General features: G+C 49.4%; 16 protein-coding genes and 1 pseudogene. 4 read left to right on the forward strand and 13 right to left on the reverse strand.

All coding sequences use genetic code 11. From position 1 onward, the window contains the following. Nucleotides 1-100: 100 nt before the first annotated feature. The 12 genes and pseudogenes from I6E49_RS08465 to I6E49_RS08520 form a co-directional block, all read right to left on the reverse strand. Nucleotides 101-715 carry a carboxymuconolactone decarboxylase family protein gene (locus I6E49_RS08465; protein WP_235401788.1) on the reverse strand — a complete coding sequence of 205 codons (615 nt, stop codon included), beginning with the start codon at nucleotides 713-715 and terminating at the stop codon, nucleotides 101-103. A gap of 81 nt (nucleotides 716-796) precedes the next feature. Further along, nucleotides 797-1,687 carry a helix-turn-helix domain-containing protein gene (locus I6E49_RS08470; protein ID WP_235401789.1) on the reverse strand — a complete coding sequence of 297 codons (891 nt, stop codon included), beginning with the start codon at nucleotides 1,685-1,687 and terminating at the stop codon, nucleotides 797-799. 92 nt (nucleotides 1,688-1,779) lie between these two features. Beyond that, nucleotides 1,780-2,295: a pyridoxamine 5'-phosphate oxidase family protein gene (locus I6E49_RS08475; protein ID WP_235401790.1), complete on the reverse strand. Its 516-nt coding sequence runs from the start codon at nucleotides 2,293-2,295 to the stop codon at nucleotides 1,780-1,782. Nucleotides 2,296-2,321: 26 nt separating this feature from the next. Beyond that, nucleotides 2,322-2,990: an AlkZ-related protein gene (locus I6E49_RS08480; RefSeq protein ID WP_235401791.1), complete on the reverse strand. Its 669-nt coding sequence runs from the start codon at nucleotides 2,988-2,990 to the stop codon at nucleotides 2,322-2,324. Between the two features lie 12 nt (nucleotides 2,991-3,002). Next, nucleotides 3,003-3,236: a hypothetical protein gene (locus I6E49_RS08485; protein ID WP_235401843.1), complete on the reverse strand. Its 234-nt coding sequence runs from the start codon at nucleotides 3,234-3,236 to the stop codon at nucleotides 3,003-3,005. A 72-nt stretch (nucleotides 3,237-3,308) separates the two neighbouring features. Continuing rightward, a pseudogene (locus I6E49_RS08490) lies at nucleotides 3,309-3,434 on the reverse strand (YccF domain-containing protein); the annotation flags it as partial. Nucleotides 3,435-3,490: 56 nt separating this feature from the next. Beyond that, on the reverse strand, nucleotides 3,491-3,883 hold the full coding sequence (locus tag I6E49_RS08495) for a rhodanese-like domain-containing protein (RefSeq protein ID WP_235401792.1): 393 nt from the start codon (nucleotides 3,881-3,883) through the stop codon (nucleotides 3,491-3,493). Nucleotides 3,884-3,894: 11 nt separating this feature from the next. Next, a complete protein-coding gene (locus I6E49_RS08500; protein WP_235401793.1) occupies nucleotides 3,895-4,191 on the reverse strand; it encodes a nitrous oxide-stimulated promoter family protein in 297 nt (98 codons plus the stop codon). Nucleotides 4,192-4,629: 438 nt separating this feature from the next. Beyond that, nucleotides 4,630-7,473, reverse strand: a complete 2,844-nt coding sequence (locus I6E49_RS08505) for a bifunctional fucokinase/fucose-1-phosphate guanylyltransferase (RefSeq protein WP_235401795.1) — start codon at nucleotides 7,471-7,473, stop codon at nucleotides 4,630-4,632. A gap of 33 nt (nucleotides 7,474-7,506) precedes the next feature. Beyond that, complete coding sequence (locus I6E49_RS08510; RefSeq protein ID WP_235401796.1) at nucleotides 7,507-7,899, reverse strand: L-rhamnose mutarotase; 393 nt, start codon at nucleotides 7,897-7,899, stop codon at nucleotides 7,507-7,509. Between the two features lie 41 nt (nucleotides 7,900-7,940). After that, nucleotides 7,941-8,852, reverse strand: coding sequence for a dihydroorotate dehydrogenase (locus I6E49_RS08515; RefSeq protein ID WP_235401798.1), 912 nt, complete (start codon nucleotides 8,850-8,852; stop codon nucleotides 7,941-7,943). After that, the gene (locus tag I6E49_RS08520; RefSeq protein WP_235401799.1) at nucleotides 8,840-9,616 is read right to left on the reverse strand and encodes a dihydroorotate dehydrogenase electron transfer subunit; all 777 of its coding nucleotides are present in this window, start codon (nucleotides 9,614-9,616) and stop codon (nucleotides 8,840-8,842) included. Before I6E49_RS08520 ends, I6E49_RS08515 begins: the two co-directional genes overlap by 13 nt. A gap of 118 nt (nucleotides 9,617-9,734) precedes the next feature. Between I6E49_RS08520 and I6E49_RS08525 the strand changes: the two genes are divergently transcribed. From I6E49_RS08525 to I6E49_RS08540, 4 genes are read left to right on the forward strand one after another with little or no spacing between them, the layout of a single operon-like run. Further along, entirely contained in the window at nucleotides 9,735-10,781 is a 1,047-nt protein-coding gene (locus tag I6E49_RS08525; protein WP_235401800.1) for an agmatine deiminase family protein, read from the forward strand. Nucleotides 10,782-10,836: 55 nt separating this feature from the next. After that, nucleotides 10,837-12,231 carry an alpha-L-fucosidase gene (locus I6E49_RS08530; RefSeq protein ID WP_235401801.1) on the forward strand — a complete coding sequence of 465 codons (1,395 nt, stop codon included), beginning with the start codon at nucleotides 10,837-10,839 and terminating at the stop codon, nucleotides 12,229-12,231. Nucleotides 12,232-12,237: 6 nt separating this feature from the next. Continuing rightward, nucleotides 12,238-13,035 carry a TrmH family RNA methyltransferase gene (locus I6E49_RS08535; protein ID WP_235401802.1) on the forward strand — a complete coding sequence of 266 codons (798 nt, stop codon included), beginning with the start codon at nucleotides 12,238-12,240 and terminating at the stop codon, nucleotides 13,033-13,035. A 42-nt stretch (nucleotides 13,036-13,077) separates the two neighbouring features. Then, nucleotides 13,078-13,953: a carbon-nitrogen hydrolase gene (locus I6E49_RS08540; protein ID WP_235401803.1), complete on the forward strand. Its 876-nt coding sequence runs from the start codon at nucleotides 13,078-13,080 to the stop codon at nucleotides 13,951-13,953. Nucleotides 13,954-14,103: 150 nt separating this feature from the next. Here the strand turns inward: I6E49_RS08540 and I6E49_RS08545 are convergent, their stop codons facing one another. Further along, nucleotides 14,104-15,390, reverse strand: a complete 1,287-nt coding sequence (locus I6E49_RS08545; protein ID WP_235401804.1) for a hypothetical protein — start codon at nucleotides 15,388-15,390, stop codon at nucleotides 14,104-14,106. Nucleotides 15,391-15,446: the final 56 nt, after the last annotated feature.

Genomic DNA, 15,446 nt, shown 5'->3' on the forward strand with positions numbered 1-15,446 from the left:
ACTCATCAGGTTCCACCTGATAAACACCATATCCAAGTTGTGGCATTTACACGCCATTGCTTAACTTTATCTTCTTTATAATTGTAAAATCTTATAGTTGTTATTTTATCTTGTTATATTCCTCATCGCTCACAGCCTCCTGCCACTCGTTGGAGGTGTTCTCGCCAGGTATTTCAAAGGCGAGGTGGGCAAACCAGCTGTCTTTTGCTGCACCATGCCAATGCTTCACGTTGGCAGGAATATGGATGACTGTGCCTGGGATAATCTCCTGCGCAGGCTTGCCTTCTTCCTGATACCAGCCACGTCCGGCTACGCCTACCAGCATTTGCCCGCCACCCTTTGTAGCGTGGTGCGTGTGCCAGTTGTTGCGGCAACCTGGCTCAAATACATCTTCGTTCCATACCTCCTTTGCCAGATTGAATGCTGCCCAGGCTTTTGGCCAACCTGCGTAGAAGGCGATGTGGGTGATGATCTCTGCCGCTTCCGTGCGGGTGATGCCGTTGTTCTTTGCCGACTGCAAGTGATATTTCAGCGAGTTGTCGGTGATTCCTTGGCTGATGAGCGAAGTGATTGTTACCAAACTGCGGTCGCGCAATGAAAGCAGGTCATTGCGGCTCCATACTTCTCCGAAGAGGATGTCGTCGTTGAGGTGGGCGAACTCCGGGGCAAACTCGCCCAGTTGGGTGCGCCCTGCTGTCTGTACTATTTTCTTCATTGTATTATATTTTCAAATTCTTCTCCAGAAAACATCTTCGATGTAAAAAATAACAGTTATTCTATATATGCTTCCTTGTATTTATGCAGTCTTGCGATATTCGCTTGGTGTCTTTCCCGTCTGTGACTTGAAAAAGCGGACAAAGTGCTGAGGATACTCAAAGCCGAGGCGCTGGCTGACTTGCGTAATGGTTAAGGTTTCATCATCAAGCAGTTGGCGGGAAGCCGAAAACAGTCGGTCGTTGATCATACTCTTAGCGGTTTTGCCAGTCTCGGTCTTGACTAATTCGCCGAAATATTTAGGCGAATAGCAGCATTTGTCGGCAAAGTAGGCTACGGTAGGCAGCCCTTCACGCATCGCTTCATGGGCAATGTATTCATCGAGCAGAGAGATGAATTTCTTGACCACCGAATGATTTATTTCCTCGCGTGTGATAAACTGCCGGTCGTAGAAGCGCAGACAGTAGTTCAGCAGCAACTCGATGTTTGAAACGATGAGTTCACGCGAATGCCTATCTATAGGATGCTCGAGTTCCTGCTTAATCATTGAGAGCACATCACGGAAGATATTTACCTCGGCAGCGGATAGGTGTAGAGCTTCGTTGCTTGTATAGTCGAAGAACTCATAGCGGGAGATGTCCTTGCCAAGCTGGGTGCGGTTGAGCAGGTCGGGATGGAAAGCCAATACCGTATATTTTGCAACCGGAACTCCAGGAATGGGTTCAACATTAACCGACTGTCCTGGAGCAAACGAGGTGACGGTCATCTCGTCAAAATCATATTCAGTTCTGCCGTATGACAATTTACAGCCCTTGTTTTCCTTCAGAAAGAGGGCATAAAGTCCGTAGTGATGCACAGCTTTCTGAATAGGAGAGGTGTTCTCTACACGTGCAATGCTTACTAATGGATGAAGAGTTTCCACCCCAATGAAGTCGTTGAAGTCCTGTATAGTATTAAAGAATAATTCCTTCATAATCCTAAGCCTTTTAATCTTCTGCAAAGATACGTACATTCTCCAAAAGAGCTTATACCTGGTTTTCGGAAGATGTTACCATTATCGGGGATTTATTCCATTCTGCCATATTTCATTTCCACGCCTTCCTTATCATACTGCTTACGCTTGCCGGTTGGCGGCTCGGTAAGTGTGATGCGAACAACAGCCGTGCGTGATAGGGAACGGGCGATGCTCTGGTCGAAAGCATCCATGTGTTTAGGAAGGAAACGCTCACAGATTAATCTAAGACCATGAATTTTCTCTGCATCCTCGGTCACGATTTCTGCCTTGCCGAATGCGATGGCTGATTTGAATTGCAGGGTGAAACTGCCGTCCTTCGGACCAACTGTAGGCGCACAACGGGTTACGGCCGAAAGGCAAACCTCAGGATGAGCCTTGATTGCCTCCAGTTTCTTGCCTTCCAAGGCACCATGAAAATACCAGTTCACATCATCATCTGATGCGAGTGACAGGGGTAAACCATAAGGCTTGCCGTCTTCGTCAATGAAACTTACAGTTATATACGGAGCCTTGTGCATTACTTCCAATGCCCATACACTATCCATTGCTCTTGATTCTTTTCTCATTTTTATCCTAATTAATTTGATTATTTTTATCCTATTAATTTGATAATCTGTTTATCCGAAGCATCAGGCAGGATTTCTTTCAGATGCTCGAAAATCATCTGGTAAGATTCTTGGGGAGTGCGGTTGCATTGGCAAGCCTCCCTGCCATAGAGATCTTCGGGAGTATTGAGCAGCGACCATCCCCAGCCATATTCATGATTGTGCTTGTCACGAGGGTAGATGAAATCCTCGGTCACGATGTAAGTCGCCATTTCCAGTCGGGTGAGAAAACCGTCAAACTTGCTTCTCATTCCCTTGCCCGTGAAACCGCAGGCTTCCCGAAGTTCTCTCGTGATGAGACTGCCCGATGATTGAAGTGTACTGAGAATGGCTCCTTCTATTGATTCTTCATTCGGGCGAGGAAACTTGCTTCTTCTATAGTTGCAGAAGTCCGGCCACCATTCCGGGCTGATGAATCCTGCTTTCTTATTGAAGAACTTTCCGTACATACACGGCATTTCCTGTACAATTTCGCCTTTCCATTTCCATAGCGGCCAGTCCCAGCCGCCTTCAGGGAAAGTTACATATCGGCAATCCTCTGCCACGATGTCTTCGGCAGAGAATCCTACAATGCCGCTATCAAGGAGAGGGAGGAAGCCGATCTGCTGAATCAGCTCCATCATGCCTGTTGCTGAATATATTTCTGGAAAATTCATACGCTTCGTTCTTTATTTTATTATCAATTCATTCAGTTTGTCCTCTCTGATAATCTTCGGCTGAGCCTTGCCAGCGAGAATGAGAATCTTCTTGCCGTTGCGATAGATATGAAGCTGTCGTGAACGAACCACGGCAGTCAACTCATCATCGTTCTGTATGGCTTGCCAGATAGGATAATATACTCCCTCGGGTTCAAACAACTTCTTCTGAAGATGCGAGCAGAGGTTTGTTGTATCAATAGTTATTGCCATAAATTTCAAACTATTTGTTTCCAAAGATTCATATGCTGATACGCCATCAGCGCAATCTGTATCTCTTTAAAATCCCAACTCTACATCCTTGCCGAATGGTGCGAGCGAAAGCCCAGCCATCTTGAAATGCTGTTTTCCCCAAGGAATGCCGATGATGGTACATGCAAGAGCCAGACTTCCAGTGAAATTGTGGGCTACAAGACTTCTCATTTGCGGAAGAGTATCAGCGAGTTTCATAGTTGCAGAATTTATTTCTTTACGATTTCTTTTTCTGCTGCCAGCCAACCATTAAAGCCGGAATCGAGTTCTATTACTTTATAGCCGTTCTTTGTCAATATAGCTGCGGCATTCTTGCTTCGCTTGCCGCTTCGGCAGTTCACGGCGATTGTCTTGCTCTTTGGAAGAGTGGCGGTGGCCTTCTGCTCGAAGTCTGATTGCAGTACGTCAATGTTGATTGCGCCACGAATATGTCCATCGGCAAACTCCTCAGCGGTTCGTACGTCGAGACGGATTACTGTGGTGTCAGAAATGGCTTTCTCATAGTCATCTGCCGACAGACTCTTATAGCCTTTATTTTGCGCCTGACAAGAAAACAGGCTTAATAGCATGGTTATGATGCTCATGATAAATATTTTCTTCATATTACTTTGTTTCAAATTTCTCTTATTATATGCTTGATGGCAGCTATCGGGTGATACAAAATCATTCTCGGACCAGCCCAGCGCATCACTTTGCACATTCGTTCCTTCATCTGAGGGCTATAGCAATGAATGGGACACTTCTTGCAGGTTGGCTTGTTTTCGCCAAACTTGCAGCGTTCCAGTCTTGCATGAGCGTACTGTAGCAACTCTTGGCACTCAGGACATAACTCCTTGTTGCCCTCCTTCTTCCTGCAGTACAGCCGTATCATCTGCTCTACAACTCGCTGCTCTTCCTTTATTCTGTTCATATTTTCATTTTTTCTTACTTTGTAGAAAACTCCATAACGTGAATTCAACATGCAAGTGCAAATTTACTTAATTTGTTCGCAAAAGCACTCGTATCGGAAAGTTTGATTCTGAAAAAGAAGCCATAAATTATGCAATTTATCTTAAATACGAGGAACTCATCAATTGGAATGCCTGATTTATGCATATAAGTTCTTTGCCAGTACCACATGAGTAACACTCCAGTACCACATAAGTGAAACTCCAGTACCACCTATATGAAACTCCAGTACCAGTTGGGCGGTACTGAAAACGGTACTCATTATCATCAGAACGTTCTACTTGAGTAAAAGGAATTTTTAAACTTTTATAAACGTAAAAAAGCACAACTCCTGGGGAGGAGCTGTGCCTTAATTCTATTGTAGTGATTGTCTCATTAAATATTGTATTCTCTTGTTTTCTTAGCTTCTGCTCACTTGAAATCCTTTTTGACACAGACTCATTTCTACGAAGCGGGCCTTGTCGTTGGGGCGGTGTTCGTTGAGGATGCGACGGATGCGTGCTGCTGCCTCTTCGTCTTTGGCTATCATGTATAGATAGCCGCCACCCCCTGCACCTGGCAGTTTGTAGCCGAGGCAAAGGTCGTCGATGAGGCTGGTGATGGCCTGTACGGCAGGGGGATTGGTGCCAGTGTCAAGGAGCTGGTTCTGTTGCCATGTGCGACCAACGAGACGTCCCATACGATTGAAGTCCATACGCTGTATGGCATCGAACATATCAAGGGCGTGCTGTTTCATGTCGCGCAGCATGGCAAGTTGGTTGTGCTCATTTAGGAACATTCGTCGTACAATCTCGGCAAGGATGGTCTTGGCGGTGCGTGTAATGCCTGTGTAGTAGAGCAAGTGGCAAGCCTTGTAGTCAGACTGTGTGAAGAGCGTGTCAGGCAGATAACGCACTTCGGGTGTCTGTGCAAAACCACGGTCGGTCTGCAACAACTTTACGCCAGGTAGCAGTCCACCGAACTGATCCTGCCATCCTCCACCCGTGGTGAGCAATTGTTCGAGCACAAGAGTGCGATGACCTATGTCGGTGTTATCCCAACCCACTCCGCAGAAGTCGTTGAGCGCGCCGAGCACGGTAGAAGCGAGGAGCGAGCTGGTGCCCAATCCCGAACCGGCAGGAATGGCAGAAAGCAATGTCACCTCAAGACCGCAACCGAAAGCACGTAGCTGACTCTCAAGAGTGGGGTAGGAGTCGGTGCAGAACTGTGGTAGGAATCCGGCAAGAGCCAATGCTGCCTTAGGAATGGAGAACGGCGAACCCACGCGGTTGTATTCAGCCAACTCGTTGTATGTGGTAATCGTCTCGGATGCTCCGAGGTCGATACTGCGCAGTACGATGTGCGGCTGAAGGCATGGCTTGACGTAAGTCTGCAATGGTGGTTGCCCGTTAAGGTTGATGGCTATGTTGACCACGTTGCCACCCTCCATAAGACAATAAGGTGGGGTGTCAGTCCATCCGCCTGCTATGTCGATGCGTACAGGTGAGCGTCCCCACACAATCTGGTCGGCATATACCGACAGACGTGGACGCTGGCTTACACGCAAGGCATCGGCAGTAAGACCTTCGCGCAGCAATCCGAATGCCTGCGCTTCGTAAGAGGCAGATTCATTGGCTGTAGCCTCTGAGCGGAACATAGCGTCGCATGCTCTTGTTAATAAAGGTGCTGATGAAGGCAGGGGTGAGGGTAGGTCGATGTCGTTGTCACGATATTGGCCGGCAAGGTTGTGCAGGTCGCACTGGTAGAACACGCTATGCTGCCAGTTGCGTGCAATCATAGGCAGATTGTGGGCGCGGTAGTGTGTGCGCTGGCTTACGAGACGACTCAGATTGGCTTCGTTGCTAATCTCGTCGGCACTCATATGGCGAGCGGTTGTCCATATATGTCTGCCCTCGTCAATATTAGCTTCGGAGAGCATCCATCGCAACACAATGCCCATGTCGTTGATGTTGTCGACAATAGGGAAGATGCGTGCTGCCTGAAGGTCGTGGCCGCCCTCAATAGTTGCGATGTCGATGCCATGCTCGTCAGCCCACGAAGCGAAGCTGTTGCCGAGGAATTCCACATCGGCAAGAGGTCCGCGGAAGGCATCGTTGAATCCGTATGGGCGTACAGCCCACTGGTTGGAACCTATGGGCACAATATCGACACACTGGCCAGGTGCGAGCGTTATGTTCCAGTCGTTGTCAGGCACTCCGGTCACTATATTGTCGCGTGTCAGAGTCCATTGTTCGCCTATGCATGCGTTCTCAATCCATTCGTTGCGATTGGATTGTGTCCAGCGTATCTTGATGTCGGCATTCTGCACGAAGATGGAAGGGTGCGGCTTGCGGTCGTGGTGCATTATCTCACGCTGGTCGTTGACAAGATTCTGTATTGCGAGCATCGACGATAGGAGTTCGTGAGATGTGCCGAAATGGTAGAATTCGCCACCGGTGAGAGGCAGAATTGCAACCTTCAAGTCTGCCACTTCTGCATCGGCAATGGTTGGATTGGAGCCGAGAGCGCAACCGAACTGTCCGTACATGTCGTAGGCTGTGACCGGACCTTCGGTGATATGACCTTCGGTAGTGGAATGCTGCATGAGCACCTTTACGGCACGGTCGCTGAGTATCCACACACCGATGTCGGTAAGATAGAAGTGGTCGGTAGTGAGCGAAGCCAATGTCTCTACCGACGGCTTCTGAAGCATACACTTAAGCTGTGTAGGCTGTTCGCGTGTAGACACGAACACGCCATGATTCTTGGCGGTTTCGGGTCCGAGCCACAGTCCGTAGCACACTATGTCAGCCCATTCTGGTATGGGTGGCAATGGTGAAGTGGTGCGTATGAACACGTCGCCACTGACTATCATAGTGTTTAGTCCGTGTGGCGCCATGTTCATTATGCGATTATAGAGCGGCACCTGAAGCGAAAGCAACGACTGGTCGAGACTCTGTCCACGCTCCCAACGGAACACAGGCAGCGGTGTGAGTACCTTGCCCGACGGTGCATACGAAGGCAGACGTCGGCTTTGTCCGCCGGCGTGCAACAACAGTCGCTTGTCGGATGCGAGCCATTCGTCGAATGTCTGGTTGCCATGTTCTGCCTCGTAGGCAGCACGCAGCAGCCATGTGGTGCCACCGCCCGACCCAAGCTTGGTGCCGACAGGGTCGTTGGTGCAGAACCATTCGTCGGCAGGCAGATGGGTAATGTTGTGGAAGCATCCCACAAGATTAGGGGGTAAGGACAGGAGTTTCTTCATGAGTGTGTGCTTAAATGTGCTTGAATATAGGTGTTATTGCTCGTCATAGATATGGAATATGCGTTCCATCATCTGCCATTTCTGGTCGGAAGTGGCGTTGTCGTCGCACGACTGGAACTGAGCCACATGTGCCTCCCATTCAGCCTGGCGTGGCATGGTGGCGAGTCGGCTCATTGCCGAATTCCAGTCGAAGTCGGCAGGAGCGTCGACAATCATCACAAGGCGTGTGCCCTGAATGTAAACCTCCATTTCGAGAATGCCCACAGCCTTGATGCCTCGACCTATCTCTGTCCAAAAATGTTCCTTGTCGTGAGCCTCGCGATAGCGGCGTATGATCTCGTTGTCGTCGCTCTTGAGGTCCATGGTCTGCACATACCGCTTTGTAGGCTGGTCGTAGTGCTTGGCAGGATATCCGTTATTTTCCATATTCATTAAGCTTTGTTTTGATGATATTAAAATAGAAAATCTTAGTCGTTGAGTGCTCCGATAATCTCGCTTACAGATGTACATCCGTGGTTGTCAAGCCACTGGTTGATACCGTCGCGTACCTTAATAGTAACGGCAGGGTCGAGGAAGTTGGCTGTACCAATCTCGATGGCTGTAGCGCCTGCCATAAGGAACTCAATGGCGTCCTCAGCGGTGCAGATGCCTCCAAGACCTACTACTGGAATCTTCACAGCCTTAGCCACCTGCCATACCATACGCAGAGCTACGGGCTTGACGGCAGGACCACTCAGTCCGCCAGTAGAGATACTGAGCAACGGGCGGCGACGCTCGATGTCGATAGCCATACCCATGAGTGTATTGATGAGCGAAACGCTGTCGGCACCTTCAGCCTCCACGGCACGTGCTATCTCAGTTACGTCAGTAACGTTGGGCGAGAGTTTTACGATGATGGGCTTGTGATAGCGCTGGCGCACGGCGCGTACTACGCTGGCTGCACCAGTTGTGGTAACGCCGAAAGCCATACCGCCCTGCTTTACGTTGGGGCAGCTGATGTTGAGCTCGATGGCAGGAATATTGTCGAGAGCGTCGATGCGAGCAGCACACTCGGCATAGTCGTCGGGCGACGAACCGCTTACATTGACAATCATATTGGTGTCGATGTCTTTAATCTGCGGATAGATGTTCTTGCAGAAGTAGTCGACACCCTTGTTCTGCAGACCAACGCAGTTGAGCATACCCTGTGCTGTCTCAGCCATACGCGGATAGTCGTTGCCCTCGCGCGGATTGAGCGTAGTGCCCTTAACGATTATGCCGCCGATGCCATCGAGTGGCACGAAGTCGGCGAATTCAAGGCCGTAGCCGAATGTTCCCGATGCGGTCATAACGGGATTCTTGAGTTTCAGACCGCCTATTTTTACACTTAAATCTGCCATGACAATTTCTTTATATTCATTACCGGACCTTCTTTGCATACACACTTATTGCCGTCTACAGTCTTCTCTACACAGCACAGACAGGCACCTACGCCACAAGCCATCTTATTTTCGAGCGAAACCTCACACTCGATGTTATTCTTGTAGGCATACTTGGCTACAGCCATCATCATAGGCTTGGGACCACATGTAGAGATGAAGTCGAAGTTCTCCTGCGACAATACCGAATGGTTTGTGACGAAACCTTTCTCGCCTTCCGAACCGTCCTCGGTAGTGATGAGCACACGTCCCACCTCCTCAAACAGCGGTTTCTCCAATACGTCCTTAGCAGTACGTGCACCGAGAAGGAAAGTAGGCTCAATGCCCATAGCCTTAAGCTTCTTGCCGAAGTAAAGCAGCGGAGCCACGCCAACGCCACCACCGACAAGCAGCACATTCTGCGAAGCATCGGTAGGCATGGTGAACGAATTGCCGAGCGGCAATATACAGTTCAGGCGGTCGCCCTTCTTGAGCTGCTGGAGTCGCTTGGTGCCTTCGCCTATAGCAGCCACGAGCAGCCACAGTTCATTGGCATCGTAATCGACATTGTTGATAGAAATAGGACGACGGAGGAATGTCGAAGGTGAATTGTCGACACGTATCTCGACAAACTGACCCGGAAGCATCTCGGGCAAAGGCTTGTCGTCGGTAAGCTTGATGAGGACGTGCTTGTCGCTCAAAGCTTCAACAGAATTGACCGTAAGGTCGAGGATGAATTTTTTCATTTATATAGTTTAATTGTTTTCGGAGTACAAAAATAGTGTTTTTTGCAGAATTAACGGCATAGTTTCGACATAATTGTATTACATTTGTACTCGAAAAGTACTTGAAACAATAAACACTATGAACAATTATATACTTCCTGCCGAATGGTACACCCAATCGTGTGTGCAACTGACGTGGCCTCATGAGGACACCGACTGGCGCGATTATCTTGACGATATCACCGAGACATTTGTGCAGATAGCCAAGGCTGTGGCACATTATGAGCCGCTTGTCATTGCTGCCAAATATCCCGAGCGTGTGCGTGAAGTGCTTGCCGAGAGTCTGAACGACGATGAGATGGCGCGCGTCAGCATCTACGAGAGCGATAATAACGACACATGGGCACGCGACCATGCCTTCATTACGCTTGTTCCTACAACCGACGCTTCAGCTTCGTGCCGACTGCTCGACTTCCGATTCAACGGATGGGGCGAGAAGTTTGCTGCCGACAAGGACAACCGCATAAACCGTACCTTATATGATAAGGGTGTGTTCAGCGGCGAGCGTGTCGACTATGACGACTTTGTGCTTGAGGGCGGTTCGATAGAGAGCGACGGTCGCGGCACGGTGCTCACTACAAGCGTGTGTCTTATGGCTCCTCACCGCAATCAGCCTATGACGCAGGCAGAGGTGGAAACTGTGCTCAAGGAGCGTCTGTGTGCACGCAAGATAGTGTGGTTCGACTACGGACAACTTATCGGCGACGACACCGACGGCCATATCGACACAATAGTGCGCGTATGTCCAGACAACACTCTGCTGTATGTAGGTTGCGACGACGAAAACGACCCGCAGTATGCCGACCTTAAGGCTCTTGAGAACCAGCTGCAGCAAGCCACCGATGCCGATGGCAGGCCATATCGGTTGCTCAAGCTCCCCATGCCAGATGCGTTGTATGACGATGGCGACCGACTGCCAGCCACTTATGCCAACTTCCTGATTATAAACGGAGCCGTGATAGTTCCTACATACAATCAGGAGGAAAACGACGCCCGTGCTCTTGAACTTGTGGCTGAGGCGTTCCCCGGCTACGACATCATAGGCATTGACTCGCAGACCATCGTTCGACAGCACGGCTCTATACATTGCCTCACAATGCAGTATCCTGAGGAGTGCCGACAATAGTCGGAGCGGCAAACTACAACGTTAAAGCTAAAAAAAATAAACCTAAAACAAAAAAATGAGAACATCAATTACAAAGATTGCATTAGCCGCAATGCTTGGCATGATGCCTATGACAAACCTATGTGCACAAGAGGAGGTGCAGGGATTTGTACACGAACAGTCGTCGGAGGACGGATATGAATGGCCCACAGACAAGCAGGTGCTCAACAAGCTCGACCAATGGCAGGACCAGAAGTTCGGAGTGCTGATGCACTGGGGACTCTATAGCATTCAGGGCATTGTGGAGTCGTGGAGCATCTGTTCGGAAGACGTAGACTGGATATCGCGCAAGAAGCATCATTTGCCTTACGACGACTATAAGAAATGGTATTGGGGACAGAAGGACGAGTTTAATCCTTCGAAGTTTGATCCCGACCAATGGGCCGATATGATGCAGGACGCAGGAGTGAAATACATGATTTTCACAACCAAGCATCACGACGGTTTCTGTATGTACGACTCGAAGTATACCGACTTCAGCATAGCACATGGCGAGGCGTTCAAGAACAATCCGAAGCGCGACATAGCACGCTATGTGTTTGACGCATTCCGCAAGAAGAACTTTATGATAGGATGCTACTTCTCCAAGCCCGACTGGCATTGTCCTTGGTTCTGGAGTCCGGAGTATGCTACAGCCACACGTTCGATAAACTACAAGAAGGAACGTCATCCGGAATGGTGGAGCAACTACCAGAAGTTCACACAGAACCAGCTTGGCGAGCTTACTACCGACTATGGCAAACTCGACATACTATGGCTTGACGGCGGATGGGTAACGGGCGAAGAAGTTGGATTGGACAGCATTCTGGTTGAGGCACGCAAGCGCAATCCCGGACTGATCTCGGTAGACCGTGCAATAAAAGGACGCAACGAGAACTATCAGACTCCAGAACGTGGCATTCCCGACCATCAGTTGTCATATCCCTGGGAAAGCTGCATCACATTGTCGTGGGATTGGGGTTGGACTCCCAACGCTCCCTACAAGTCGGCTCAGTGGATTATCAACACTCTTGCAGAGATAACAGCCAAGGGAGGATGCTTTGCGCTTGGCATTGGTCCCGACCAGTATGGACAGTTTGACAAGGCCGTTGCCGACCGCCTGCATGTAGTGGGTGAGTGGCTGCGCAAGAATGGCAAGGCTATTTATGGCACACGCAATGCCAAGGTTTATCATGATGGTAAAGTATGGTTCACTTCGTCGAAGGATCACAAGACTACCTATGCCATCTACGCTTTGCCCGATAAAGAGAAGTTGCCGCAGACAGTAGAGTGGACAGGCAACGTGCCTCGCAAGTCGATAAAGCTGCTCGCTACGGGCAAGAATCTTAAGTTTACAAAGAAAGACGGACGAGTAAAGGTCGCTCTGCCTGCCGGACTGAAGCAGGAGAGTCTGGCTTTTGAAATAAAATAAAGAAACATGCCAGTTATTGAAATAACGTCATTGAGCCATCCAGGTGTAGAGGTATTCGGCAATCTCACCGAGAAGCAGTTGCGCCATAGCTACGAGGGCGACAACGGCATATTCATCGTGGAAAGTCCAAAGGTGATAAGCCGTGCTCTGGATGCCGGCTATAAGCCCCTGTCCTTGTTGTGCGAACGTAAGCATGTGGATGGCGATGCGGCTGAGATAATAAGCCGATGCGGCACGGACGTACCCGTATATACTGGCGACCGCCAGCTGCTTGCTTCGCTCACGGGCTATGTGCTGACACGCGGCGTATTGTGTGCAATGTATCGTCCCTGCTTCAAGAGTGTGGAGGAAGTGTGCCGAGAAGCCAGACGAGTGGTGGTGATAGACGGAGTTGTTGATGCCGTTAACGTAGGCTCGATATTCCGTTCGGCAGCAGCTTTGGGCATTGACGCCGCCTTGCTCACCCGTACATCGTGCGACCCCCTAAATCGTCGTGCCGTAAGAGTGTCGATGGGCTCGGTGTTTGCTATTCCATGGACGTGGATGGACTGCTCGCTCAGCGATTTGAGCAAGACAGGATTGCGCACGGCAGCTATGGCTCTTACCGACCGTTCGGTGTCGATAGACAATCCGCAACTAATGGCTGAGCCACGACTGGCTATTGTAATGGGCAACGAGGGCGACGGATTGCCACAGTCGACTATCGACGAAGCCGACTACGTAGTGCGCATTCCGATGTCGCATGGAGTTGACTCGCTCAATGTAGCAACAGCTGCTGCCGTTGCATTCTGGCAATTAACTTGACCATATCATAATTAATAATTAGTAATTAATAAATAATCGTTTATGAAAATAGGATATCTTCAGCTGCATAATACTGCTGATATAAAATCAAACATTCTGCGTATTGCCGATGGCATAAGAGACTTGGCAGAACGCGGAGCCGAACTCGTAGTACTGCAGGAATTGCACAATTCGTTGTATTTCTGTCAAGTTGAAGACGTTGACAACTTTGATTTGGCTGAGCCGATACCGGGCCCTTCAACCGACTTCTTTGGTGCTGTAGCCAGAGAATGCAACGTTGTAATCGTGACATCATTGTTCGAGCGTCGTGCTCCGGGACTCTATCACAACACCGCCGTTGTAATAGAGCGCGACGGAACGATAGCAGGCAAGTATCGCAAGATGCACATCCCTGATGATCCGGCTTACTACGAGAAGTTCTACTTCACACCGGGCGACCTCGGTTTTCATCCTATTCAGACCAGCGTGGGCAAGCTTGGCGTGCTCGTATGCTGGGACCAGTGGTATCCCGAGGCTGCACGCCTTATGGCTCTGCAGGGTGCAGAACTCCTGATTTATCCTACAGCCATAGGTTATGCTGCAAATGATACAGACGAAGAGCAGCAGCGCCAGCGCGAGGCTTGGACAACTGTGCAGCGTGGACATGCCGTTGCCAACGGATTGCCAGTCGTTTCGGTCAACCGTGTAGGCTTCGAACCTGACCCGAGCGGACAGACTGAGGGAATACAATTCTGGGGTTCGTCGATGGTAGTAGGTCCGCAGGGCGAAATGCTCTATCGCTCTGCACCCAATAAGGAGGAGAGCATAATTGTTGATGTAGACCTTGCTCATAGCGAGGATGTGCGCCGTTGGTGGCCGTTCCTTCGCGACCGTCGCATCGATAAATATGGTGATATTGTGAAGCGATTTATCGACTAAAAAAATAAAGGAGTCCTTTTGCCTTCCAAATGTATTCGTTTTGGAGTGCAAAAGGGCTCCTTTTGTTATGTAAAAGGACTACTTTTGGAGTGCGAAAGGACAACTTTTGAATGTCTGAAGAGCAACTTTAGAAATTGTATCAAATTCCTTTTATTTGCGGAACATGAAAACATTGACAGCAGCCACTACTATGGGCACAATATAAAAGCCCGTTGTCAATATGAAGAACTGACGATAGCCAATATCGTTTTGCGTCAGTCCGGAGAGCAATACAGAAACGATAACGATGAGCGACATTATGCCCAATGCGATTGCATTGCGCAACTCATTCCCGCTACCGGAGTAGGCGAAACGGTCGACAATAGCCCAGTAACCCGACATTCCGAAGCCGAGCGCAGCATAAGCTATAAATGTAGAAAAACAGACGATGCCGAGTGTCGCAGCCGTATTGAAACTAAGGAATGTCATCATCAGTCCGTGGAGCGACATGAGCAATGCCATTGGCAGGATACAACGGCGCAGTCCGCATCGTGCTATGGCCTTATTGCCCAGATGGATTCCAGCAAACAGCGCTATAATGCCTATTGTGCCAAATGACAGACCGAATTCCTGTGGCGACAATCCTAATCCGCCATTGTGTGGCGCATCGATGTAAAGCAAGGGAGAAATAGCTGCTGTCAATGCTCCAGGCAGAATAAATAGCAACGAGAAGAGCATAAAATGATTGCGCAGCCCGCTTGTCATCATTCGCATGACGAGGCGGAATTCGCCACGATGGAGTCCCGTCAAATCCTTCGACTGAGCATAGGGCTTCTTGCCTCCAGGCAGGAATATGCTGTGCCACAGCCACAGGAAGAATTCGATGCCAGCCATAATGTAGAACACGATGCTCCACGAATAGCGCACGTTGCGGGTCAATACCTCCAGGTTTCCGGTGAGCATAGTCATTGCGCCGATGCCGAACATCAATGAGGCACAGCGTGAAAGTCGTGCTATAAGCTTATGGAATGGTGGCACGTCGGCGGTTTTGTTGATGTAGAATCGGCGAATGGCTATCTTGTAGAATATGCCCGAAACCATGATGAAAGGCATAAAACACAGGAAACCTTGCAACCAATAGTTGGTGGGAAGTGTGAAGGCGATGGCCCACAACGAAAGAGTGCAGATGAATTCGGAAGAGAGAATCCATACTTTAGTGGTGCCATGGAAGTGGGCAACAACCATCTCGAACAGAGGACGCAGTAAGAATGGCAAGCACAACAATGAAATGTAGAGTGTGGTAATGGCGTTGTTGAGCCCGAAGCGGCGCAGCACTACCAATGCCAGCACTATCAACGACAGCAACATTCCGTCGCCAAGAAAAAGCGACGGAAACCACGACCAACGCAAACGGTTAGTTGACGTTGGATATTGGGTGTTATGGTTGTTGTCTGTCATATGTTATGATTGTAAATCTTTTTATATATTGTTCCCATCCATACGGGAGGAGTGGA

This window comes from Leyella stercorea (assembly GCF_021531655.1).